At 46.0% G+C, this 22971-nt stretch carries 28 protein-coding genes, 3 tRNA genes and 1 pseudogene; 16 read left to right on the top strand and 16 right to left on the bottom strand.

Going from position 1 to position 22971, the window contains the following annotated elements; genetic code table 11:
- Positions 1 to 373: 373 nt before the first annotated feature.
- The 3 genes and pseudogenes from AC0S1O_RS07070 to wtpA all read right to left on the bottom strand — a co-directional run.
- Positions 374 to 771, bottom strand: a pseudogene (locus tag AC0S1O_RS07070) (ATP-binding cassette domain-containing protein); the annotation flags it as partial.
- Positions 764 to 1741: an ABC transporter permease subunit gene (locus AC0S1O_RS07065; protein ID WP_475393618.1), complete on the bottom strand. Its 978-nt coding sequence runs from the start codon at positions 1739 to 1741 to the stop codon at positions 764 to 766. The pseudogene AC0S1O_RS07070 and the gene AC0S1O_RS07065, both read right to left, overlap by 8 nt.
- Positions 1738 to 2727 carry a tungstate ABC transporter substrate-binding protein WtpA gene (gene wtpA, locus AC0S1O_RS07060; RefSeq protein ID WP_475393617.1) on the bottom strand — a complete coding sequence of 330 codons (990 nt, stop codon included), beginning with the start codon at positions 2725 to 2727 and terminating at the stop codon, positions 1738 to 1740. The genes AC0S1O_RS07065 and wtpA overlap by 4 nt, the downstream gene beginning before the upstream one ends.
- 78 nt (positions 2728 to 2805) lie before the next feature.
- Here wtpA and AC0S1O_RS07055 point away from each other — a divergent pair, with 78 nt between their 5' ends.
- Positions 2806 to 3240, top strand: a complete 435-nt coding sequence (locus AC0S1O_RS07055; protein WP_475393616.1) for an EamA family transporter — start codon at positions 2806 to 2808, stop codon at positions 3238 to 3240.
- A gap of 55 nt (positions 3241 to 3295) precedes the next feature.
- Positions 3296 to 3877 (top strand): hypothetical protein, encoded by a 582-nt coding sequence (locus AC0S1O_RS07050; RefSeq protein WP_475393615.1) that lies wholly within the window; start codon positions 3296 to 3298, stop codon positions 3875 to 3877.
- A 6-nt stretch (positions 3878 to 3883) separates the two neighbouring features.
- Here the strand turns inward: AC0S1O_RS07050 and AC0S1O_RS07045 are convergent.
- A tRNA-Met gene (locus AC0S1O_RS07045) sits at positions 3884 to 4003 on the bottom strand.
- An 87-nt stretch (positions 4004 to 4090) separates the two neighbouring features.
- Between AC0S1O_RS07045 and AC0S1O_RS07040 the strand changes: the two genes are divergently transcribed.
- A tRNA-Phe gene (locus AC0S1O_RS07040) sits at positions 4091 to 4163 on the top strand.
- A 1-nt stretch (position 4164) separates the two neighbouring features.
- On the opposite strand, the gene AC0S1O_RS07035 is transcribed toward AC0S1O_RS07040, so the two are convergent.
- Positions 4165 to 4944, bottom strand: coding sequence for a DODA-type extradiol aromatic ring-opening family dioxygenase (locus AC0S1O_RS07035; RefSeq protein ID WP_475393614.1), 780 nt, complete (start codon positions 4942 to 4944; stop codon positions 4165 to 4167).
- Positions 4945 to 5025: 81 nt separating this feature from the next.
- Between AC0S1O_RS07035 and lonB the strand changes: the two genes are divergently transcribed.
- Positions 5026 to 6927, top strand: coding sequence for an ATP-dependent protease LonB (gene lonB / locus AC0S1O_RS07030; RefSeq protein ID WP_475393613.1), 1902 nt, complete (start codon positions 5026 to 5028; stop codon positions 6925 to 6927).
- On the top strand, positions 6924 to 7349 hold the full coding sequence (cgi121, locus tag AC0S1O_RS07025; RefSeq protein ID WP_475393612.1) for a KEOPS complex subunit Cgi121: 426 nt from the start codon (positions 6924 to 6926) through the stop codon (positions 7347 to 7349). Before lonB ends, cgi121 begins: the two co-directional genes overlap by 4 nt.
- A 2-nt stretch (positions 7350 to 7351) precedes the next feature.
- Here the strand turns inward: cgi121 and tgt are convergent, their stop codons facing one another.
- A complete protein-coding gene (tgt, locus tag AC0S1O_RS07020; protein ID WP_475393611.1) occupies positions 7352 to 8437 on the bottom strand; it encodes a tRNA guanosine(34) transglycosylase Tgt in 1086 nt (361 codons plus the stop codon).
- An 84-nt stretch (positions 8438 to 8521) separates the two neighbouring features.
- On the opposite strand from tgt, the gene AC0S1O_RS07015 reads away from it, so the two are divergent.
- Genes AC0S1O_RS07015 through AC0S1O_RS07005 form a run of 3 tightly spaced genes read left to right on the top strand, consistent with a single transcriptional unit; the run spans position 8522 to position 9862 of the window.
- Positions 8522 to 9190: a diacylglycerol/polyprenol kinase family protein gene (locus AC0S1O_RS07015; protein ID WP_475393610.1), complete on the top strand. Its 669-nt coding sequence runs from the start codon at positions 8522 to 8524 to the stop codon at positions 9188 to 9190.
- Between the two features lie 31 nt (positions 9191 to 9221).
- Positions 9222 to 9602: a 30S ribosomal protein S8e gene (locus AC0S1O_RS07010; protein ID WP_475393609.1), complete on the top strand. Its 381-nt coding sequence runs from the start codon at positions 9222 to 9224 to the stop codon at positions 9600 to 9602.
- On the top strand, positions 9599 to 9862 hold the full coding sequence (locus tag AC0S1O_RS07005) for a signal recognition particle subunit SRP19/SEC65 family protein (protein ID WP_475393608.1): 264 nt from the start codon (positions 9599 to 9601) through the stop codon (positions 9860 to 9862). The genes AC0S1O_RS07010 and AC0S1O_RS07005 overlap by 4 nt, the downstream gene beginning before the upstream one ends.
- Here the strand turns inward: AC0S1O_RS07005 and AC0S1O_RS07000 are convergent, their stop codons facing one another.
- Entirely contained in the window at positions 9863 to 10168 is a 306-nt protein-coding gene (locus AC0S1O_RS07000; RefSeq protein WP_475393607.1) for a DUF211 domain-containing protein, read from the bottom strand.
- A 39-nt stretch (positions 10169 to 10207) separates the two neighbouring features.
- The gene (locus tag AC0S1O_RS06995) at positions 10208 to 10759 is read right to left on the bottom strand and encodes a macro domain-containing protein (RefSeq protein WP_475393606.1); all 552 of its coding nucleotides are present in this window, start codon (positions 10757 to 10759) and stop codon (positions 10208 to 10210) included.
- Positions 10760 to 10894: 135 nt separating this feature from the next.
- Between AC0S1O_RS06995 and AC0S1O_RS06990 the strand changes: the two genes are divergently transcribed.
- Positions 10895 to 11479 carry an orotate phosphoribosyltransferase-like protein gene (locus tag AC0S1O_RS06990; protein WP_475393605.1) on the top strand — a complete coding sequence of 195 codons (585 nt, stop codon included), beginning with the start codon at positions 10895 to 10897 and terminating at the stop codon, positions 11477 to 11479.
- Here AC0S1O_RS06990 and AC0S1O_RS06985 read toward each other — a convergent pair.
- Entirely contained in the window at positions 11474 to 11674 is a 201-nt protein-coding gene (locus AC0S1O_RS06985) for a hypothetical protein (RefSeq protein ID WP_475393604.1), read from the bottom strand. The genes AC0S1O_RS06990 and AC0S1O_RS06985 overlap by 6 nt on opposite strands.
- Positions 11675 to 12160, bottom strand: coding sequence for a multiprotein bridging factor aMBF1 (locus AC0S1O_RS06980; RefSeq protein ID WP_475393603.1), 486 nt, complete (start codon positions 12158 to 12160; stop codon positions 11675 to 11677).
- A 121-nt stretch (positions 12161 to 12281) separates the two neighbouring features.
- Here AC0S1O_RS06980 and AC0S1O_RS06975 point away from each other — a divergent pair, with 121 nt between their 5' ends.
- From AC0S1O_RS06975 to AC0S1O_RS06965, 3 genes are read left to right on the top strand one after another with little or no spacing between them, the layout of a single operon-like run.
- Complete coding sequence (locus tag AC0S1O_RS06975) at positions 12282 to 13364, top strand: pyridoxal-phosphate-dependent aminotransferase family protein (protein WP_475393602.1); 1083 nt, start codon at positions 12282 to 12284, stop codon at positions 13362 to 13364.
- Positions 13364 to 14278, top strand: coding sequence for a D-2-hydroxyacid dehydrogenase (locus AC0S1O_RS06970; protein ID WP_475393601.1), 915 nt, complete (start codon positions 13364 to 13366; stop codon positions 14276 to 14278). Before AC0S1O_RS06975 ends, AC0S1O_RS06970 begins: the two co-directional genes overlap by 1 nt.
- Positions 14279 to 14288: 10 nt before the next feature.
- Complete coding sequence (locus AC0S1O_RS06965) at positions 14289 to 15557, top strand: DUF1015 domain-containing protein (protein WP_475393600.1); 1269 nt, start codon at positions 14289 to 14291, stop codon at positions 15555 to 15557.
- An 8-nt stretch (positions 15558 to 15565) separates the two neighbouring features.
- Here AC0S1O_RS06965 and AC0S1O_RS06960 read toward each other — a convergent pair whose 3' ends face one another.
- A complete protein-coding gene (locus AC0S1O_RS06960; protein WP_475393599.1) occupies positions 15566 to 16786 on the bottom strand; it encodes a glutamine synthetase family protein in 1221 nt (406 codons plus the stop codon).
- A gap of 208 nt (positions 16787 to 16994) precedes the next feature.
- Positions 16995 to 17125 (bottom strand) — tRNA-Glu (locus AC0S1O_RS06955).
- A 139-nt stretch (positions 17126 to 17264) separates the two neighbouring features.
- Here AC0S1O_RS06955 and AC0S1O_RS06950 point away from each other — a divergent pair.
- Together AC0S1O_RS06950 and AC0S1O_RS06945 are read left to right on the top strand one after the other, a co-directional pair.
- The gene (locus AC0S1O_RS06950; RefSeq protein ID WP_475393598.1) at positions 17265 to 17579 is read left to right on the top strand and encodes a hypothetical protein; all 315 of its coding nucleotides are present in this window, start codon (positions 17265 to 17267) and stop codon (positions 17577 to 17579) included.
- On the top strand, positions 17580 to 19325 hold the full coding sequence (locus tag AC0S1O_RS06945) for a phosphoadenosine phosphosulfate reductase domain-containing protein (RefSeq protein ID WP_475393597.1): 1746 nt from the start codon (positions 17580 to 17582) through the stop codon (positions 19323 to 19325). It abuts the gene before it with no gap.
- On the opposite strand, the gene AC0S1O_RS06940 is transcribed toward AC0S1O_RS06945, so the two are convergent.
- Complete coding sequence (locus AC0S1O_RS06940) at positions 19322 to 19678, bottom strand: response regulator transcription factor (protein WP_475393596.1); 357 nt, start codon at positions 19676 to 19678, stop codon at positions 19322 to 19324. The genes AC0S1O_RS06945 and AC0S1O_RS06940 overlap by 4 nt on opposite strands.
- On the bottom strand, positions 19675 to 21051 hold the full coding sequence (locus AC0S1O_RS06935) for an RAD55 family ATPase (RefSeq protein WP_475393595.1): 1377 nt from the start codon (positions 21049 to 21051) through the stop codon (positions 19675 to 19677). Before AC0S1O_RS06935 ends, AC0S1O_RS06940 begins: the two co-directional genes overlap by 4 nt.
- An 88-nt stretch (positions 21052 to 21139) precedes the next feature.
- Here AC0S1O_RS06935 and pyrH point away from each other — a divergent pair, with 88 nt between their 5' ends.
- On the top strand, positions 21140 to 21814 hold the full coding sequence (gene pyrH, locus AC0S1O_RS06930; protein WP_475393594.1) for a UMP kinase: 675 nt from the start codon (positions 21140 to 21142) through the stop codon (positions 21812 to 21814).
- Entirely contained in the window at positions 21771 to 22343 is a 573-nt protein-coding gene (locus tag AC0S1O_RS06925; protein ID WP_475393593.1) for a DUF2085 domain-containing protein, read from the top strand. Before pyrH ends, AC0S1O_RS06925 begins: the two co-directional genes overlap by 44 nt.
- Here AC0S1O_RS06925 and AC0S1O_RS06920 read toward each other — a convergent pair.
- Both AC0S1O_RS06920 and AC0S1O_RS06915 read right to left on the bottom strand, forming a co-directional pair.
- Positions 22291 to 22551 carry a DUF504 domain-containing protein gene (locus tag AC0S1O_RS06920; protein WP_475393592.1) on the bottom strand — a complete coding sequence of 87 codons (261 nt, stop codon included), beginning with the start codon at positions 22549 to 22551 and terminating at the stop codon, positions 22291 to 22293. The two genes, AC0S1O_RS06925 and AC0S1O_RS06920, sit on opposite strands and share 53 nt — an antisense overlap.
- The gene (locus tag AC0S1O_RS06915; protein ID WP_475393591.1) at positions 22545 to 22967 is read right to left on the bottom strand and encodes a hypothetical protein; all 423 of its coding nucleotides are present in this window, start codon (positions 22965 to 22967) and stop codon (positions 22545 to 22547) included. Before AC0S1O_RS06915 ends, AC0S1O_RS06920 begins: the two co-directional genes overlap by 7 nt.
- Between the last annotated feature and the right edge of the window lie 4 nt (positions 22968 to 22971).

Below are 22971 nucleotides of genomic sequence, written 5' to 3'. Positions count from 1 at the left end.
CAGAATCCACAGTGAATACAGGTATTCCGTTTATTTTTATTTTCGTCAGGTCATCAATCTCCTCAACTTTCCCGTTGAGAATGTTTGTGGAGCCGAGAAAAGATGCAACAAAATCATTCTGCGGATCTGCAAATACTTCATCAACAGGGCCGGATCTTACTATCTGTCCATCTTTCATAACTGCCAGTTTATTTCCCATGACCCAGGCGTCCGAGAAGTCGTGTGTCACATGGATTGTGTCAATGCCAAGATCTGCCATGAAATCCCTTACAAGTTCCCGGGCCGAATCTCGCATCTTCGGATCAAGGGCACTGAAGGGCTCGTCAAGAAGCAGAAGTTTGGGCTTTAAGATGACTGCTCTGGCAATTGCCGCCCGCTGCAACTCACCTCCGCTCAGGGTGGTTGGGTACCTGTCTAAAAGTTTCTCTATTCCAAGTTTTCTGGCAAGTTCTTCCACATTCCCATTTATTTTTCTCAATTTCAGGGGGTACTCTATGTTCTCCCTCACGGTCATGTGGGGAAAGAGCATATAATCCTGATAAACTATGGATATTTCTCTCCTGTTGGGGGTAGAGCAGTTATATCCTTCCCGTTCAATATGATCTTACCACTAATTGGGGTGTGAAATCCTGCAATGGTTTCCAGAAGCACCGTCTTTCCCGCTCCCGTGGGGCCAACAATGATAAGATAATCTCCATCTTCAAGTTTCAGTTTTCCCACATGGATATTGAACTCGCCCACCTTTACCTTCAAGTCCCTTATCTCAAGCATTTTTCATCCTCTCCGATGCAAAGCGCATACCCATGAATACTCCCAGGGTCAGAAGCAGCAGAAATGCCGTGGCTGGAAGTGCCCTGCTAAGTCCATAATTTGTGTACAGGAAGTAGATGTACGTGGGGGCCACCATGGGATAGAAGGCGATCATCATCACGGCACCAAACTCGCTTATGGCTCTTGCCCAGGTGTTCACCGCGCCCGTAATTATGTTGCCCTTTATTTGAGGTATGATCACATCCACGAAGGCCCTTGCCCGCGAGGCACCAAGATTCATGGCTATGAACTCGTACCTTTCATCTATTTTTTTAACACCTTCCTTCACCTGATTTATCAGAAAGGGAGCACTCACGAATAACATTGCCACAATTATTCCCGGCATGGCGTAGTAAAATCTTATTCCAAGCTCCTCAAGGGGTGCTCCCCATATCCCTGAGAGGCCAAACACAAGCAGTAGAATTATGCCGACAACGGTGTGGGGAATCACGATTGGAAGGTCTATTATGCTTTCAACAACACTCTTTCCCGGGAATTTTTTTCTTGCAAGTACGTATCCCAGAGGAAGGGCGAAAATGAGCGCTATGAGGGTTGAAGCGGTGGATGCTACAAAACTCACTATTATGGCGTTTATGAGCGAGGAATCGTATATGGAAGAGGGGGAGAAATAAAGGAGCAAATTGAGGATTGGAAACAAAATAAATACGATGAAAAATGCGCCGGCAAGGTAGGCAGCGCGGTAGAAGTTATCCTCTTCCAAAATAAGGATGATTGCCAGTATTGAAGCCAGACCAAGCAGGGGGTTTATAATGCATAGGAATCCAAGGACAAGGGCTATTGCGTATCTCCAGTCTCTGGATTTGAAGATCAAAAGAAATGTGGATAAAAACAGCACTGAGAGAAAGGGAATCCAGCCAAAGAACATGGCGGTTAAAAGAATAATGAGAAGGGGAAATGCATAGTTTTTCAATGCTTAACCTCCCGCGGAACGGTTCCGTATTCTTCGTAAATGGGTTCCTGTCCACACTTCTCTAGTATCTCCTTTCCCACATTTCCAAGAAGGAAATTCACAAACTTGTAGGCGTAATCCTTGTGGGGTGCGTTGAATGGCACGGTAAGTGCGTAATTTATGGCTCTTCCCTGCATGATCCTGCCATCTGCCAGTTTGACCCTGGCATGTTGGTACCATAAATCCATGGAGGAATTTGCCAGATTCACGTAATCCGGGAGGCGTACGTATCTCAGGTGGTGCTGTTTTGCCACAGACAGGTACTCAATGGCGTAATCAATGTTTCCGCTCTCAACATCCGCAAGCAGATCCACAGATTTCTGTTTTATGAATATCTTTCCCGTGGAGCTCAGAAGGGAAGAATCGGGGGGCACCATTATTGTCCCATTTTCTAACTTCATGCCTGTGTTGTTGAGTATGATATTATTGAAAATTTCTGTGTTGTACTTTAACTGGGCCAGATAGAAAAGCATCACTGCGCGGTACCCGCATGGATCATCGTTGGGTGATGAGAATCCTATGCGAACGTCCCTTTTCTGGAGTATGCTCATCCAGTTTGTGGAGTTTATCATGGATGAGTACCTGCTGTGGTTCGTGTAAACGATCACAAGTTCATTTTTTGCGAATTTTATGTACCAGTTTGTGTACTTGGGAATTAGGTAGGATTTTATGGCCATGTAATCCGCCACAGCCACGATATCTGCTCTGACTCCAAGTTCACTGACCTTCTTGACTGTCTGTATGCTCCCTGCAGTTTCTATGTAGACCTTGATTCCGTATTCCTTCTCAAATTTCGTGGCCATGTCTTTTAGAGGAACTGCCAGACTTCCTGCAGCCAGAATTCTTATGCTCCTCTCCGATGAATTCTGGGCAGAAATGTAGTAATACCCTACGGCCACTCCCAGCAGGAGTACCACTATCACAATCACACCCATCGCTTTTTTCATACACATACCCCCGTTATGTTCAATTGGATATAACGATGCCTTACTTAAATTTTTATCCTATTTCCCGATACGGGTTCCATGCAGTGGTGGGTGTATGCGCTCATAACAATGCTGATGTTCGGTTTGACGAATTTCCTGGTGAAGATGGCGGGATATTACCACATGGACAGCATATTCACATCAATAATTCTATGGCTTGCCGTTGGGTTGATGGGACTTGCGTTTCTTGGATATTTCTGGTATCAGGGGACGTTTCAGAGCAATTTGAAAGCCACGCCCACACTGTATCTTCTCCTCCCCATTTTTGCCGGATTTGCCCTTGCCATCGGTATGTACTCAATAAAGATTGCCCTCAGCAGAGGTCCTGCGGGGCCCACGGTGGCAATATCGGCATCCAACGCCTTCATAGTTGCTCTTTTTGCGTACTTTTTGATAGGTGAGAAGTTATCCGCAGCCAAGATCTTTGGCATGATTCTGATATTTGCGGGCATAGCTGTTATGACTCTTTTGTGATGGAATATGCGAAGCATTAAATAGTATGCTTCCTCTGCGTCTTTGAGGGGAAAACATGAAAGGTAATTTGAATTTGGTACTGGTGTATTCCATTATTTTGGTTATGCTGGTTAGTGTGTGGGCACTTCCAACGGTGTCCGGAGCGGTAAATGTGAATGAAACCTACGACTTCACTCCAGGATGGAGAGCCTATCATCTTGAACTTCCTGAGGGCGGCGGTTTGTCGTTTTCTGTGAAGGTTATTGATGGGGCCCTTGTAAATGTGTATTTCCTGGATGACCGTAATTACAGGATGTTTGAGAATTCAAGTGATTTCAAGAGCATATTCGATGCGAAAATGGTATCCTACGCGAGTCATATAGATGACCTCAAGCCGGGGGTTTATCATCTCGTAATAGAATCCACATCAAAAACGGATAGTTCTAAACTGCAGGTTACTGCCAAATACGGCTCAGATTACAATCCATTTGATTCTCAGAACGAGCCTCAAACCGAAACTGCCGGTGGTACACAGACAGGATGGTCTTTAAGTGGATTGATTGTGCCGGGGATAGTTGTGCTGTTGATATTCTTAGTCATCGTAATAGTGTTGCACAAACATGCTTCCAACAGTAAAAATGGAACAGACGAACGGTGATAAAAGTAGCGGGGGGTGGATTTGAACCACCGATCTCCGGGTCTCTCCAGCCCCTTTGGGGGTAAAGCACCTTTTTTAAAGGGGCTTTATGAGCCCGGCGGGATTTCCTGGCTACCCCACCCCGCTATGCCTATCTTACCCTTATACTGAAGGGTAAAATAAATCTTTCGGCTATCGTAAATTTTAAATCCACCTTTTCCTTCATGGCTTTGGGCCGCGGTAGCTCAGCAGGGAGAGCGTCAGACTGAAGATCTGAAGGTCGCCGGTTCGATTCCGGCCCGCGGCACTTATTCGTACCACGCAACTCCCATTCCGAAGTATGTAGGTCTCTGGTAAACTTTGTATATGAGTTTTAATTTTTTTATTCTTAGAGCACCAAGGAGCATTAGAAGTTGCCAGTAACTGTCTGGTTTGGCATTTTCAATCAAGTCCTCATCCATGGAAAGTATATTTTCCAAATTTTCCAGGGACTGCATTACTTTCCTATCGTATTTCTCTGCATTCTGATGGTATCCGTAGGGTCCACGTTCACTGTGGGCGTGGGCGTGATCGGCACTCACAATCAGGGCGAATTTTTCTTCTCTCTTTTCCATGACTTCTCCGAGGATCTCTCCAGATCTCACAAGGTCTTCTTTTTTTATGCCTCTTGCAGGGGTTATAAGCACCATCCTTCGTTTTGGAAGAAAATAAAGTGGTATCAGGGTGCCCCAATCAAGTACGAATTTTGATAGGGGGCCCTCCAGCGCTCCGTAGTTCACGCCCACGATGGGCAAACCCAGATCCCTTGCTCTGCTGTATATCTCAAATGCAAGGTTTCTGTCACTCTTTATCTTTCTTCTGAACCTTATATTTTTGTATTTCCAGGAACCCTCAAGGTACTCGGTGAGCAGCACAGAAATGTGGGTATCTATCCTCAGATTGTGGGGGCTTATAAACACGTACTCTTGAATCCCCTTCTCCATGATCTCGTTCCGCAGTAAGAGCATTGCTTTGTGCAATTTCCCCGCACCTTCATCTGGAATGAGGATCTCATCGCCATGGGGCACAACGGCTGCCAGTGAAAGCATAGGAGGATATTAGGAAAAATGGCATAAGAAGTTTTTCAAAAATTTCAAAAGTTTTATCTATGAAATTATATTCTCATCTCTGTGGAAAGCGTTGATGAATGGATCAAAAAGCAGAATTTCGAGACCACTGCAGATATTAAGATACCTCCCAAACTTGTGGATCAGGTTATTGGGCAGGATGAGGCTGTTGAGGTTATAAAAAAGGCCGCCAAACAGAAGAGGCATGTTATTCTCATAGGAGACCCCGGAACGGGAAAGAGCATGCTTGCCCAGAGTATGGTTGATTTCCTGCCGAGGGAGGAACTTGAGGATATTCTCGTTTTTCCCAACGAGGAAGATCCAAATAGACCCATAATAAAAACCGTGCCAGCAGGGCAGGGAAAGTACATAGTTAAGCAGTATCAGCAGGAGGCAAAAAAGAGAAAGAATGAGAAGAAGAACACAATGATGTCTGTGCTTTTTCTCCTTCTCATGATCGGTGGTATTGCGGTTATAGTTACGGGAAATTATTCTTTCCTTTTCTGGTCCATATTCATTGCCATATTTCTCTACATGTTTATGGGCACGGGAATCCAGAAGGAGGAGAAGGCACTTGTGCCCAAATTGCTGGTATCCCACTCTCCGAAGGATAAGCCCCCATTTGTGGATGCCACAGGAAGCCATGCAGGTGCCCTTCTGGGGGATGTTAGGCACGATCCCTTTCAGAGTGGAGGGCTCGAGACACCTCCCCACCTTCGTGTGGAAGCGGGGGCCATACACAAGGCCCACAAGGGGGTGCTCTTCATAGATGAGATAAACATGCTGCGCATAGAGTCGCAGCAGAGCCTTCTGACCGCCATGCAGGAAAAGAAGTTTCCCATATCTGGTCAGAGCGAGCATTCTGCCGGGGCGATGGTTCACACAGAGCCCGTGCCCTGCGATTTCATACTTGTGGCTGCCGGCAATCTTGATGCTCTTCAGGGCATGCATCCTGCATTGAGATCAAGAATTCGTGGCTATGGCTACGAGGTGTATATGAAATCCGTTATGGATGATACTGAGGAGAATAGGAGGAAACTGATCAGGTTTGTGGCTCAGGAGGTTGCCAAGGACGGTAAGATCCCCCACTTCACCAAGGGCGCTGTGGCCGAGGTCATAAAGGAGGCGCAGAAGAGGGCCGGAAGAAAGGGAAAACTCACACTCCGCCTGAGGGAACTTGGAGGTCTTGTGCGTGTGGCAGGTGATATTGCAAGGGAAAGCGGGGCGAAGTATGTGGATGTGGAGCATGTGCTCCGTGCCAAGAAACTCGCAAAGCCCCTGGAGCAGCAGGTGGCAGATAGATTGATTGAGGTTAAAAAGGATTACAAGACGTTCCTAAACAGGGGCGAGGCGATAGGCATAGTGAATGGTCTTGCCGTGTACTCTGCCGGAAGCGGTATGGCCGAATACTCGGGCATAGTGTTGCCCATAATGGCCGAGGTCACACCCGCGCAATCCAGGGATCAGGGGAGGATGATTGCCACGGGCAAACTGGGGGAGATTGCCAAGGAGGCTGTGGAGAACGTATCGGCAATAATCAAGAAGTACTTTGGAAAGCACATAACGAATTACGATGTGCACATACAGTTCATAGGCACCTATGAGGGTGTGGAAGGGGACAGTGCAAGCATAAGCGTTGCCACTGCGGTGCTCTCTGCCCTGGAGCGTATACCCGTGGATCAGAGCGTTGCCATGACGGGCTCCTTGAGCATCCGTGGTCATGTGCTTCCTGTGGGTGGTGTCACTGCGAAGGTGGAGGCAGCCATAGACGCTGGGTTTGAAAAGGTCATAATCCCCTATGCAAATCTTCAGGATGTGATCCTTGACGAGGAACATGAGGGAAAAATAGAGATAATACCTGCAAAGACCCTTGATGATGTGATTGAGCACGCTCTCGTGGATTGTGAGAAGAAGAGAGAATTGCTTCAGAAGATGAGGGAATCCGCTCCGGTGTATGAAGAATGATTGTGAAGGGCTATAGGGGAAGAATCAGCGTGGATGAAGCGATAACCCTTGCGGATAGGGGAATTTACGTTTTCAATGCCCTTGCTGTGGGCTGCAGGGAACATTTGATTTACTCGTACAGAAAGGCAGAGGAGTATTTTGAAAGAGGAAATAATATTGCAAGCAAGATGCACATTGAGATAATGCTGATTCTCACAGGAAGAAGACAGATCAGGGATGCTCTGAGGCTTGCAGGGATAGATGGTGCAGATGAGATTGCTGCCATCTCCGAAAAGGACTTTGATTTGAATCTTGAGAGGGACGATTCGGTTCTTGAATGCAGGGAAGAGAAGATAAAGTATCTTGGGATTGATGCCCTTGTCCCCGGCAAGGAATGTGATGCATTTTTTGAAAACTCGGCTATGCTACATCTTCACAGATGAACTCACTGAAACTTTCTTTGCACTTCTTTTTTGAAATTTTCCAAGTTTCCCTGTTCAATCTCCTCCTGAATGCGGCGCATGAAACTCTGCAGGAAGCATACATTGTGCAGGGATAGAAGGTGCATGCCCAGGATCTCCTTTTCTCTCAGAAGATGATGAAGATATGCCCTTGTGAAATTTTTGCACGTGTAGCATTCACATTCTTCATCAAGGGACCTGGTATCCGTTCTGAAATCCGATTTACGGAGATTGAGAGTACCCTCGCTTGTAAGCACTGTGCCATGCCTCCCGTTGCGTGTGGGAAAAACAGAATCAAATATGTCCACCCCTGCCATAACGGCTTCCACAATGTCCAGTGGTGAGCCCACACCCATCAGGTATCTTGGCCTATCTTCTGGGAGTATTGAGTTGGTGATTTCAATCATTCTGTGCATGACCTCCCTTGGCTCTCCGATGCTGAGCCCCCCGATCCCGTAGCCATCAAACTCTATCTTTGCCAGTTCTTCAGCGCTTTTTCTCCGCAGGTCCTCGTACACACTTCCTTGGACGATCCCGAAACTCAACTGCCTTTTATCTCCTAGGGGAAACATTTTTGCCCATTTGCTCGTGAGCATAACGCTCATCTTTGCAGTTTCGTAGTCCACGGGATACTCGGCGCAGTAGTCGAGCATCATGGCCACATCACTGCCAATGCGTCTCTGCACCTCCTTGCTGAACTGTGGGGTGAATTTGTACTTCCTGCCGTCGTAGGGGGATTTGAATAGTATCCCGTCATCTTCCACCTTTAGCAAGAATCCCTTGCGAATCATTTGAAAACCTCCGCTATCTGTGAATATTATGCCATCGTATCTCATAAAGCTGTGGAGGCCTCCATGCATCTCAAGTACATCCAGGCCCGGACGGAGAAACAGGTGAAGTGAGTTTGAGATTATGGCTTCAACATTGCATTTTCGCAGATCCTCAGGTGTGAGTGTCTTTACCGTTGCCTTGGTGGCCACGGGCATGAAGAATGGTGTGCGTATCTCGCCGTGTCTTGTCCTGAGTATTCCAATTCTTGCACCATGGTCCTCGCTGAGTATTTTGAACATACATTTGGCATAGGGGTAAGGTATTAAAATTTTTCAAAATCTTTAATTAGGGCAAGTGGATTATACTCCGGTGATACTCTGAGCATGGAAATAGAGATGAAGAGAAAACTGCTGCATCTTTCAGGATTGCTTGTTCCCCTGCTTTATGTTCTCGTGGGAAAAGAGTGGTCAATAGTGGTCATAAGCATTGCCCTCATAGTGTTTTTCATGATCGAACCGCTCAGGGTTTACTCCATTGAGAGCAGGAAAATAGTTGAGAGAATGCGTCCATACGTGACTGAAGATATGTACAAATTTCTAAATGACAGGATCGATAAATTGACCAAGAGCATAAAGGAGATAGAGCGTGAGGAGGAGCGCCTGTGCATAGGTGCCCACATATATTTTGCCATAGCCTCACTGATCGTTATAATTCTTTTCCCGAAGTGGATTGTCATAGGTGCCATAGCGGTTGCAACTCTTGGAGATGCCATGGCCGCCATAATCGGCAAGAGTTATGGAAGGCACAGATTCAGGAATGGCAAGAGCTGGGAAGGTAGCACTGCATTTTTCATCACCTCGCTCATCGTTCTCTTTCTCGTTCTTTATTCCTATTATCCCCTTGATTATGTGATTTTAGCCGCAGTTATTGGCTCCATTGTGGGTACTCTTGTGGAACTTTACAACGTGCCTCCCAATGACAATTTTTCAAATCAGATATTCATATCTCTTGCCCTTTACCTTCTAACATTGGTGATGAGAATGTTTAAATAAGAATTACATATATGCGTGCTCAGGTGATAGGATGGCCATATGGCAGGGAAGATCTCTGAGAAAACCGAGCGGTGGTAGAATTCGTTTGCCAAGGAAAAAGAGGAAGTACGAGTTGGGCAGAGAGCCTGTTCTAACCCATGTTGATGTTGAGAGAAAGAAGATAATCCGGGTTAGGGGTGGAAATTACAAGGTGAAATTGCTGAGGGCTGAGGAAATAAACGTTTACGATCCAAAGAGTGGTAAGACGCAGAAGGTCAAAATCACCACGGTGGTTGAGAATCCATCAAATCCTCACTTTGCTCAGAGAAACATAATAACAAAGGGCGCCATCGTTGAAACATCCCTGGGCAAGGTGAAGGTCACCTCTAGGCCTGGACAGCACGGAGTGCTCAACGGAGTGCTCATAGAATGAAAATAATCATCTATCCTGCATATTTTAATGTGCATTATTCCCGCAGGGAGGGGAGGAGAGTCCCCAAAAACCTTGCTTTTGAGCCCAAACTTGAGACCATTGCCAGGGCTGCAAGGGATCTTGGATATTCCGTGGAGATAGAGCAGGATAGGAGGTATCCGAGGTTCTGGTGGTCTGAGAGGGGCCGGATAATTGTTGAATCCGATGAGCCAAAAAACGAGGTTGTAAGGAAAATAGCAAGAAAAATCAGAAACCTGTAATTATCTGTCTTGGGGGGTTTCCACATCCTCCACTATCTTCTTCCCAGCAACGGCCACGTCTATGGAGTGTATAACTGCTCCCAGAGATTCGAGGGTTTCCTGAACCTCGTCGAAATCTATGTTGGGGCCCTCTATGACCACCTTTATGCTTTCCGTTTCCTGGTCCACCTCGTTTAGAATGCAGTTCACACCGTTAACGCCCTCGACCTTGCTGAGTTTTAGAGCCACATCCACTATGCTTGGTCTGTGGGGTTTCATCACGTCAAGCACCAACCGGCGAATTCCATATGCTGTTTTTTCGCTCATAACAATACCCCATTGGAAAAAGAGATAAATAATTTTTCCTCAAAATCTCATATTCTCTGCGAATATTTTTGCACTTCTCTCATCAATGTGGCATATTTTGATTACCCCTATTCCCGTTTTTTCTCGGCCCTGCAGAAAATCCTTGATTGCCCGGGCGAATATTCTCGCCGCCCTATCCTTTGGGAATCCGTATATTCCTGTGCTTATGGCGGGCATGACTATCTTCTTCACCTTCAACTCCTCGGCCTTTTTAAGGGTGTTGAAAACGGCGTTGTAGAGCAGGGCATCCTCGTTACTGTTCCCTCCCCTCCATATCGGTCCAACTGCGTGTATCACGTACTTTGCCTTCAATCTTCCCGCTCCCGTTACAGCCACGTTTCCTGTGGGCACGGGGCCGTATTTTTGCACGTATTCATCGCTCTCCCTCTGTATTTCCATACCTCCTGCCTTCACAATTGCCCAGGCCACACCTCCTCCATGTTTCAAACTTGAATTTGCCGCATTGACTATGGCATCTGCATCTTCCTTTGTCACATCGCAGAGGGCCACCTGCACCTCGGTTCCTGCAATCTTCCATTTTCGCAGGATCATGGGCGTGAATTGTATTTCAGGATAAAAAATTTGGCTAAAAGATTAAATATTGCCAATGAATTCCTAAACTGTGATGAAAAGAGGGTCAGCTGATAGGATGATGAGCCCTATGAGTGCTGATTTAGAGGTGATGTTATGAAGAGTATTGAGGAACTTGCCAAAAGGGCAAGAGAACTTAAGGAAAAGGGATTGGACACCAAGGAGATCGCCACCGAGTTGCATCTTTCAACAAATACCGTTGAATGGCTTCTCACCAGAGGTATTGGAGGGGAGGCACCCAAGGACGTTAAAATTGGCTGGAGAAGCATAGGAATCTACCCTTACAGAATATCAAAAATTGCCGAAATAATGAGCGATATAATTCTTGAGGAGATGGAAAAAAGACAGTTTGATGTTGATTCCATAGTGGGAGTGCTCATAAACGGAGTGCCCTTTGCCACCTTCATAGCCGAGGAACTAAACGTTGAGATGATAATATACAGGCCACATCCAAAGATGGAAGAGGGCGCATTCTCAAGCAATTATGCGCATATAGAGGGCAAAAAGGTCGTAATTGTGGACGATGTTATAAGCACGGGAGAAACACTTCGCAAGGCCATTCAGGATATTCGCAGATCCGGAGGAGAACCGGTTCTATGCGTGGTTCTCGTGAACAAAACGCCATGGGACGAGATAGAGGGGGTACCCCTTAGAGGACTCATACGTGCAAGAACACTATGATTTTTTCCTTCCTTCCCAGATCTGCCTGTAGAACTCCTCTTCCTTTTCTCTCTCCTCCTCTGTTTTTTCGTTTTCTTCATATTCCTCCTTTTTTGGTAGCCCAAATCTATGAAAATAAGGGTTGAAGAGGTACTGCACGATTATGCTTCCAAGGACGATTATTATCACCCAGACTATTGCCGTGGCGAGATCCATTTACAACGCTCCCTTGATCAGATCTCCCAAGGTCAATGCTCCGGTGTTTTTTGATTCTTTTCTGTATGTCACACTGACCTTCTCCTTCAATTTTATGTTCAGTGCCTTCTCCAGTTTTTTTATCAATTTCTCATCCGGGTGCATCTCCCCGCGCTCTATCTTTGATATGACCGTTTTTTTCTCAAGTATGCGTTTGGCGAGTTCATCCTGGGTCAGCCCCATCTTCTCCCTTGCCCTTCTTATTACCTCAGGGTAATCCTCAATCAGAACTTCCTCCTCATCCAGGTAATCCTTTCTTCTGCGCCTCTTTCTTTCCAACCTCTCGCGAACAACCTCCGGGGGCAGGTACTTAACTTCCTTTGGAATTTCATTGCCCTTTATCTCCTTCCCGAACCTTGCGCAATCGTCACAGACGTTCATAATAACGCCTTCAATAACCACCTTGTGCAATCGGGGTACATCCTTGCCGCATAGTTCGCAAATCATAGAATCACCATTTCTCCATGCCTTTCCAATATATATTTTTGTCCCGGGTTAACAGGTTCGGATTCTGAACCTTTTTATGAAAACTTAATATTCATCATTGTGATATCCCTCCGGTGATAAGATGATGGAAAATACGCCAAAGTTGTTCATACCGGGACCCACTGAGGTGGATGATAGGGTGCGCCTTGCCATGGCCCAGAGGGTTATTGGACATCGTACGCAGGAGATGACTGACCTTTACGGTGGAATAGTGGAGAAGATGCAGAAACTGTTCAACACGGAGCATCATGTGTTTGTTTTTACATCCAGCGGCTCGGCCGTTATGGAAGGGACCATAAGAAATCTTGCGGAAAAATATGTGCTGCACGGAGCCTGCGGAGCGTTCAGCAAGAGATGGTACGAGATGAGCCTTGCCAATGAGAAGGAGGCGGATCTTGTCTGGGCCGATTGGGGCCTGGCAGTCAAGCCTGATATGATTGCGGAGGCGATGGGTAAGAAGAAATACGAACTTCTCGCGCAGATTCACAATGAGACAAGCACGGGTGTGAGAAATCCCACGGACGAGATTGCAAAGATTGCCCATGAGAATGACACACTCATTGCCATAGACACAGTATCCTCCCTGGGTGGAGATATGATAGATGTGAATAAGTACGATGTGGTTATTGCCTCATCGCAGAAGGCACTGGCGCTTCCTCCAGGACTAGCCGTGGCCATTGTGAGTGAGGAAGCCATGGAAAAGAGCAGAAACACGAGAAACAAGGGTTATTATTTCGATTTTGTTCGTATGCTGAAAAGATTTGAGAAGAGCAAGCAGCATCCTACAACGCCAGCTGTGCCTCTTCTGTATGCCATGGATGTGCAGCTCGATATTATGCTCAAGGAGGGTATGCAGGCCCGCTACGAGAGGCACCTTAAAATGAGGGAAATAGTGCATAACTGGGTGAAGAAGAGGGGATTTGAACTCTTCGCGGAAAAGGGCTATGAGAGCGTGACTGTTACGACCATAAAGAACACTTACGGAATATCAATAAAGGAACTCAACAACGAACTCGTCAAGAGGGGAATGCGTATCTCAAACGGTTATGGTGAGTTGAAGGAAAAAACCTTCAGGATTGCGCACATGGGCCAGCTCACTCCTTCGGATATAATGGGTCTCCTTGACACCATTGACGAGATCCTTGAGGCCAAGGGGGTGTACTGATGAAGGTGGGCATATGCGACCCAATAGCCCAGGAAGGTGTGGAGTACCTGAAGAATGAAGGTTTTGAGGTTGTTGATCTGACCTCTGTGCCCAAGGATGAACTGCCCAAGCATGTGGGGGATCTGGACGCAATCATAATAAGAAGTGCAACAAAGGTGCGCAAGGATATGATCGATGCTGCCAGGAATTTGAAGGCGATTGGTCGTGCAGGTGTGGGGCTTGACAATGTGGATGTTGAGTATGCAAGGAGCAAGGGCATAAAGGTTATAAACACTCCTGGAGCAACGAGCATAAGCGTGGCCGAACTGACAATCGGGCTCATTCTTGCAGTTATGCGCAAGATAGCCTACGCAGACAGGGAGATGCGCAACGGAGCCTGGCCAAAGAAGAAGTGCAAGGGCATAGAGATGTACGGAAAGACCCTTGGAATTGTTGGAATAGGCAGAATAGGCAGGGAGGTGGCAAAGCGAGCAAGGGCATTTGGAATGCGCGTGCTCTACTACGATGTTTACCGCCCTGATGAGAGCACAGAGAGAGAGTTGGGTGTGGAATACAGGGATCTGGACACGCTTCTCTCCGAGGCGGATGTCATAACACTGCATGTTCCCCTTGTGCCAGAGACAAAGCATCTGATAAATGCTGAGAGGATTTCAAAGATGAAGGATGGGGCCATAATAATAAACGCAGCCCGCGGTGGCATTGTGGACGAGGATGCCCTGTACGATGCCCTGAAATCCGGAAAACTATATGGTGCGGCCCTTGATGTTTACGAGAACGAACCTCTCAAGGAAAGCAAGCTGTTTGAGTTGGACAATGTGGTTCTAACACCTCACATAGGGGCACAGGCAAAGGAAGGGCAGACAAGAGCGGGTCTGGAAGTGGCAAAGAAGGTAGCGGAAGTTCTTAGATCTTAGGGGTGAGAGCATGGTGGAGATAAGGCCCTTCAGAGCAATGCATTACAACGATGAAACCATTGGAAAGGATTTGAGCAAGGTGATAACCCAGCCCTACGATAAAATAGATGAGGAGATGCAGAGAAGGTATTACGATATGCACGAGTACAATTTTGTAAAACTCATACTGCCCCGCGAGGAAAACAGATACGAGATGGCCGCCAAGAGGCTCAGGGAATGGAAAGAAAAGGGCATAATAACGAGGGATGAAAGGCCGGCAATATACATATACACCCAGGAATTTGAGGTCAAGGGCAAAAAATACACGAGACGTGGATTTATTGCTGCCATGCGCCTGCATCCCTTTGAGGAGCGCGTAGTGCTTCCCCACGAGAAGACCCACAAGGGTCCAAAGGAGGATAGGCTCAGGATGCTACATGCCACAAAAACCAACCTTGAGGCCGGTTTCGTCCTCTACAGGGATGATGGAAGAGTTAAAGAGATCATAGATGAGGCGATAAAGGGCAGGGAAGATTTTTACGGTGTGGACGAGTTTGGCACCGTAACAAGGCTTTACAGGATAGAGGATGAGGAGAAGATAAGGATCGTGCAGGATGTGCTTCGCAACGAGCAGGTGGTAATTGCAGATGGGCATCACAGATATGAAACGGCGGTTCACTTCAGGGATGAGATGAGAAGTATCGTGAAGGATTGGAAAGATGAGCATGCATTCAATTACCGTATGACCTACATGGTGAGCCTTGACGATCCGGGCCTTGTCGTTTTGCCCACCCACAGGCTTCTGGCCAGGGTAAAGATCGGAGAGGAGCACTGGAAGATGATAGAGGAATACTTTGATGTGGAGGAAATAGACATTGCCCATGCCGGGAAGTTCCTGGAAGAGCGCAAGAATACCAATGCCTTCGTTGTTTACCAGGATGGGAAGGCCTACGGACTCGAATTGAAACGTGATGTTTCGGAGTTTATGAATCCAGATTGGAGCGATGCATACAAATCCCTGGATGCGGTTGTTCTTCGTGAGGTCATATTCAAAATTCTCGGTGTGAAGGATCCAAGGATAGATGAGGACATATTCTACGAGAGATGGATAGAGGATGCAGTGAAGAAAGTGGATGAAGGTATTGCCAAGGTTGCATTCATTCTCAACCCGACCCCGCCGGAAAAGGTTCTTGAGGTGGCGAAGCATCTGGAGAGAATGCCACAGAAAACCACGGATTTCTACCCCAAGGTTATTTCAGGATTCACTATGATGCCCGTGAATGAGAACGAGTTTCTCTGATTTTTGATTTAAATATTTCCATACCTTTTTATTTCCCAATCCGTCACAGTTCTGTTGAACTCCTCTATTTCTTTTCTCTTCATATCCACAAATGTGTCAAATAATTCGGAGCCCAAACTTGAGCGGACGAAATTATCGCTCTCCATGAGTTCTATGGCCTCATCAAGGGATGATGGTAAAGAGGGGTACTCCTTCAATTCCGTCGGAGATAGGGAGTAGAGATCGTAATCCACAGGATCTGGAGGCTCTATCTTTTTCCTTATTCCTTCTATTCCAGCGAGGATGATTAGGGAGAAGGCAAGATAAGGATTGGCCGAAGAATCGGAGTTTCTTATCTCAATATCCTTCATCCTTGCTGGCACGCGAATCAGGGTGCTCCTGTTCCTGTATCCCCAGGCCAGGTATTTGGGTGCTTCCAATCCGCCTGATAGGCGCTTGTAGGAGTTTATCGTTGGATTGGTTATGGCGGCCATGTACCTTATATGCTCGAGTATTCCTCCAATGAAATACCTTGCTTCCTGGGATATTTCTTTATCTCCCTTGAATACGTTCTCTCCATCCCTCTTCAAAAACACATGTATGTGCATTCCGTTGCCCGCCATATCTTGGGCTATTTTTGGCATGTAGGATACCCTCAAACCCATATCCTTTGCAATCCACTTTGAGGCTATCTTCGTGTAAGTTGTATAGTCGCAGGTGCGCTCCACCCCATCTATCCATAGGAGTTCCACTTCAATCTGGCCTGTGGCGTTTTCGTGGTGATGGTACCTTATGGGTATGCCCATCTCCTGCACCGCTTCGCTCACCCTCTTTCTGTATTCAAAGGTATCATCCGAATACGGTGGCTCAAAATAATGTGTGTTTCCATTACCCTTCTCATCCAGAACGAAGAACTCAAGTTCTGGGCGCATAACCGCAACATAGCCCATATCCTTCAGGATTCTATCCACCTTCTCCGCTAGGTTCTTTGGATCCTTCTCAAAGGGCACATCCTCGTAATAGGTTTTTAGGAGAACAAGGTACTCCTTTTCTCTCCAGGGAATCCTTATGAATGTGTCCATATCCGGCCTGGCCACAAGATCGGAGCGATTCACAGCGGCAAAGCCAGGTATGGATGAGCCATCAATACCTATTCCGTTTTTGAAGAATGATTCGTAATCTCTCCTAAGTGCTATGGTGTGAATTCTTCCCTCAATATCTGTCAGGTTGGCATAAACCCATTCAACCATGGGGAGGGTAATGCGGGGAAAAGATATTAAATTTTGTAGATGCGAGCCAGAATTTCTTTCCGGATAAAACCGCTTTATAAGAGAGGGCTTAGTATCTCAGTTCAGATGAAGACAAATCTATTAAAGGGAGGGGTTTGAAATAAAGAAGTGAGCACATATAAAAGTTCTTTCCGGGTAAAGCACCTTTCTTTCTAAGAAAGGGGCTTAGTGCTCCGGCCGGGATTTGAACCCGGGTCACGGGCTTTCTTCAAAGCCCTATACCCCTTTGGGGGTAAAGCACCTTTTCCAAAGGGGCTTTTCGAAAGGCCCGAATGCTTGGCCGGGCTACACCACCGGAGCATCGCGAGGTGGTTTGCCTGCCTTTAGGCGGACTTTACCACCGGAGCATCTGTGATGCTCTTTAAGCCGTATAGGCACTGGGCATATAAAATTTTTTATTTGTAGAAAATTTTTATAGTGCTGGCCAATACTCCTCTTGGTGAGAAATGTGCTTACAAAAAGAATTTATAACGAACTGGAACTTCTTTCAAGGCATATTCGGGTGCTTGAGATCGTGATAAAAAAGCAACCTGTGGGAATAATCCGTATATCCCAGATACTTGGAATAGGGGAGCATGAGGTTCGCAACTCACTTTCCACCCTTGAGGAAAACGGTTTTATAAGGCCAACTCCCAATGGGGCGATAGTCAATCCAAGGATTAAAGGTGAACTGCTTGAACTTGCCGAGCAACTTGGGGATATTGAAAACATTGTGAAAATTCTTAAAAATCAGACATTGAAACTCGTGGTTTAGATGGGAAAGCCAGTTTATCTGGGAAAAATTAAACTTTACTGGTGCGATGAATGTAACGTTCCTCTTATTGGGAGAGGGTGTGGAATTTGTGGAGGGGAAGGCAGAAGGGTTGAAATAACCCCTCCCGGGGAGGTGAGGATAGGTTTTGAGGGTGATCTCAAATTACTGAATAAGGCCCTTGAAAAGGCGTTTGGAACGGACATAGGGGATCATCTTGTACTGTTCAACCGTGTGCCCCACTACGACAGGATGGACGAGATCATAGTGGATGGAAAGGTAATTGGAAACCTGAGATACGATATAGATGATGGAGAATTCAAAATAGCGCTGAGAATGGAGGGGGCCTATTTTTTGAATTCTCGCATCAAAAGGGGCTGGGTGATTGTCGATGATGGAGCCATAAAACCCATTTTGAGCGGTAAGAACCTTATGGTTCCGGGAGTTGTATCATTTGCTGAGGATATAAAAATTGGAGATGAGATCATAGTCAGGGATTCTTCCGGCAGGGTCATTGCGGTGGGAATTGCAAAGATGTCAAGTGAGGACATGGAAAATGCCAATAGAGGCGTGGCTGTGAAAATAAGACACAGTGGATACGGAAAATGGGTGCGTAGATGGCAGCCAAGAATTGAGGATATTATACGTGCCAATGAGGAGCATCTCAAGAAAATTGAAAAGCGGGGGGTTAAATTCATCAGGGATATAAGTGCCAAATACGATTTACCACTTGCCGTATCCTTCAGCGGGGGTAAGGATTCTCTGGCGGTATTGCTGCTGGCCATGGAATCGGGTGTTGATTTTTCCGTGTTTTTCCTCAATACAGGGATTGAACTGCCAGAAACTGTTGAGTATGTGGATGAAGTTGAGAGATACTACAATATAAAGATTGATAGAATTGATGCAGGCAATGCATTTTTTGAATCTCTTGAGCATTTCGGTCCTCCTGGGAGGGATTACAGATGGTGCTGTAAGGCTTGTAAACTCGGACCCACCACGCGGTACATTCTTGAAAAATACCCGAAGGGGCTTCTCACACTAATAGGGCAGAGAAGGTATGAGAGCTTTGAGAGGATGAGAAAGGGGAGCGTTTGGAGAAACGAATGGATACCTAATCAGCTATCGGCAAGTCCCATTCAGAACTGGACATCGTTTGAAGTATGGCTGTACATTCTCTGGAAGAGGGCACCGGTGAACATATGGTACAAAAGGGGATTGACGAGAATAGGATGTTATCTCTGTCCCTCCTCTGACCTTGCAGATTTCAGCATAGTCAGGGAGTATTTTGAGGGCATTGCCGACTGGTTCTCCTACCTGAAGAGTTACGCCAGAGATAGGGGCATACCTGAACAGTGGGCCATTTCCGCCTGGAGATGGAAAAATCCCCCAAGATGGGCAGGCGGCTTGAGGATTGAAAGGGAAAAACTAAAGGTGGAATTTGAAGGTGGTTCTTGGAAGAATATCAGTTTCAATAAAGAGGTGGATATGGATTCTGCACTCAATATGCTCCACGCACTTCCCGAGGGTTCTTGGAGGGAAAGGGGTGGGAATATAGAAGTTTCTGAGAAATATGAAAGGGAAGCGAGATCTCTAATTGTAAGGTCTCAAGAGTGTATTGGATGTGGCATATGTCTCGCTCGCTGCCCAGTATCTGCGCTCTATCTCCACAACGGGAAAATAAAATTGATGGAAGACAGGTGCATCCACTGCCTAGACTGCCTTGGAAAATGTCCGGCGGAGGAGTTCTAATCAATATTGTCCATGATTTTCTGCCTGAAGTAAGAAATGCTCACATTTTTCACGAGGTAGTCCTTGGCCCCGGCCTCCAGGGCATCCCTTATCACAGATTCCTTATCAAGTCCGCTTATCACCATTATTTTTGCCTCTTGATTCATCTCCTTGAGTCTTTTTATTATCTCCACTCCATTTGAATCTGATAGTATGATGTCCACGAGGGTCAGGTCTGGATTGGAGTCGCTGAATTTCTTTATTGCCTCCTCCCCGCTCCTGGCCCAGAGTATCTCCACATCATCATTTTTGAACACGTCCTTGACGAATCTGTAAAACAACTTTGAGTCATCAACCAGGAGAATCCTTTTCATATTATCTCCTCCTTCATTATTTCAGGATAACCTTTTCTGGAGGATAGGCTGAGGAGGTACACGTGGCTCCAGGGTTTTATGCCGTACATGAGCACATCCCCGTTGGAGTTTTTGAACTTGATATATATGTCGGCCACGCCACCGCTGAACCTCTTTATCGTTTCATCCGAAATTTTCCCCGTTATTATGAGGATTCCTCCCCTTTTTCTTATGAAATTGCGCATATAATCTAGGAACTGCATTATTTCAGATCTTTCAAGGAAACTAAACAATCTGTCGTAGCCTATAATCACCAGGGGGTTCATATCTCCCTCCTCTATGGCTCTCTCGGAACTTTCAATTATGTCCTTCAAATTGTAGAAGTCTGTGTGCTTTACAAATTCTTCCATTTCCTCCTCCGGGTATATGATTTTCAATTTATCCAGGTATCTTTCAAGTCTGAACAGGTAGATCTGGTACTTGATCTCGTTTATATCCATATCATTTGGAGGTATGATTACGGTTTTTAGTCCATTTTTCAGGAAATTGGCAACGGTGGACATGAAGAGGGCGAGATGGTACTCCTTGGGTATCTCTTCATCAAAATCGTATAGAACGGTGTTACCACGGTAAAAATTAACCACATCGTCCAGGATAACAGAGGGTATGGGAGAACCCATCTTTATCTCTTTCTTGGGAGATTCAACGATGCTCCTTGGATGTTTAAAGGCGGTTGTTTGTAAAATTCTCGCCTTCCCATTTTTCAGGGTGAACGCGTATTCAAACCTTCTTATCTCCACTCCCCTGAGTTTTTCAAAACTCAGCCATCTGTATACTCTACCGTACTCAACCCTCTTTTTTAGAGTTATGACCCCGTCAGCCACGTAGGATAGTTCATCGTCCCCATCACCCTCTTTATTTATAACTATGTTGACCCCGAAATCAGAGAGTTTTATTATGTTCAGAAAGAATCTCTGGGGATCGTAAATATCCTTTCTCTCCCTTTCCTCCAGGGTCTTATACTTCAACTCTTCAATTATCGTGTGCCAGCTGTCAAGTATTATGGTATCTATCTCTCCCCTCTCCACCAGGTTCAATGCACGGCGAAACGACTCTGGAAGTAGGAAGAAAACATTACCAAATCTATCCGATGGGTCATACTCATACTTTTCATCTATCACGAGAATTCTGCTCTTGGTGCCCTCATCCAGCCATCTGTAATTTCTCATAATATCATCATAAACCTTCTTGGGAGCGATGAACACGGAGTTTTTGAGATCCTTCATAAGTGTGAGTGAAAATATGGTTTTTCCTGTGCCCGGAAGCCCCCTTACGAGAAGCACCACACCCTTCTTCTTCATGAAGTTCCTTATTTCCTGGGGCCAGTTTTTCATAGGTTTAAAATATTGGCAAGGCATATTAATCTTTCGCTGTGCCTATTTCCTATGACAATTTTTTAATAGTGCATGCCGATAATCATCTATGGTTGTGATCTCGCTGGGTGGCTCAATTGTGTGTGGTGAGGATCTGAACATAGGATACATATCCGAGTTCAGGAAATTTTTGGCTGAATTTTCAAAAACGCATAAGATATTCCTTGTTGTGGGCGGTGGAAGAATTGCGAGGGAGTACATACATGCCGCAGAGAACCTGGGGATGGACCAGTACACAATGGACATGCTGGGCATAAATGCAAGCAGAATGAATGCTGCCCTGTTTATTGGAGATTACTCCTATCCAAGGGTGGCAAGGGATATAGAAGAGGCAGTAATTGCATCCTCCTCCTACAATGTTGTTCTTATGGGAGGCACAGAGCCCGGCCATACAACGGATGGAGTATCCTTGCTTCTTGCAGAGAGGCTGGGCGAGAATTTGGTTGTGAATATGACCTCTGTGGGTGCACTCTACGATCGGGATCCTAGGGTTCACAAGGATGCAAGGAAAATAGAGCATTTGAGTTATGAAGAGGCAGAGAGGATGTTTTTTGAGTTGAAGATGAACGCCGGGCTCAATATCCCGTTTGATCTCATCTCTCTGAAAATTGCCGAGAGGAGCAGAATAAAAATATGCATCACCGGAAAGGATATAGAGGGCCTGAAAATGGTGATAACCGATGGAAGATGTCCGGGCACGGTTATTGGAGAGCCTAACGATTGATCTCAGGAGAAATGAGAGGGTAAACTGGCTGCTTTTCATACCGGCCATTTTATTGTTAATATGGGCAATTCTCCTTTTCTTATCTCCCGCACTCATGCCTCCAAATTCCATCTATCTCGGAAATAACGGAAAGGTAAGTGTTATGGATAACGAGCCCTACATAAATTCCCATATACACAATCCATTGTTCAGGGCTGTTTACCTGGTGGGTGATTTTATGTGTCATCAGCATGCAGATCGCTCCTTTTTCATAAACGGCAATCAGATGCCCTTCTGCGCGAGATGCACAGGGATATTTTTGGGTCTGGCATTCGGGGCATTTGTTGGGAGCATTTTCAGGGTCAGGGTCGGGCTTGGACTGTACATATTGATCATACTTCCCATGGGCATTGATGGAGTTTTGCAGCTCATCACACCCTACGAGAGCACCAATTTGATAAGAATCATAACAGGCATGCTCGTTGGCACCTTCACATCTATGGTTTTTTACTATATTTATTACGATTCTCGTGAAACCTCTCAAAGATGACTTTCCCGTCGTAGAGTATTCTTATTACCCTGTGGTAGGGTATCATCCCGTTTTTGGTGAATATGAATTTATCACCCATATCGACTATATCACTCCCGTGGAGAACGGCGTACCCTCTGGGATTCAGCCTGTCAATGTAATGCACCTCTATGAGGTTAAAGTCCCTGTCCTCGCGCCACTTGTATTCGTTTAACGTCCTTCTCACCATCTTGGGCGCCTCCTGGATCTTCTGGAATGCTTCACATACGCATACCCTATAAGATGCACGAGAATTGCTACAATAACCCAGGATATGAGCACCGAAGTGATGGTGTATATCCCGAATAGATAACCTTCCGAGCCCAGGGTCAACACGAGCACCAGGGAACCGTAGGTTTTACATCCAAACAGGGGAAATATGCGTTTCCACCGGAGTTTTACGGATACGTAACCAAGGATTGTGTATGCAAGGAGAAATAAAAAAACGTACTGATTTATGTCAATTGAGCCAAGAAGTATCAGAAAACTCAGCGTGTTGGCATAAACACTGCTCCAGCTCACGTAGTACTTCTCCACCACTATACCTATGTAGATCAGCAAAACTGCGCTGAGAATCGTGGCGATCTTGGGATTGAGTATTATCATTTCT

The organism is Candidatus Aciduliprofundum sp. HYA1 (genome assembly GCF_056175085.1).
The sequence above is the reverse complement of the archived record's forward strand: the minus strand, read 5'-3'. Positions and strand labels throughout refer to the sequence as shown.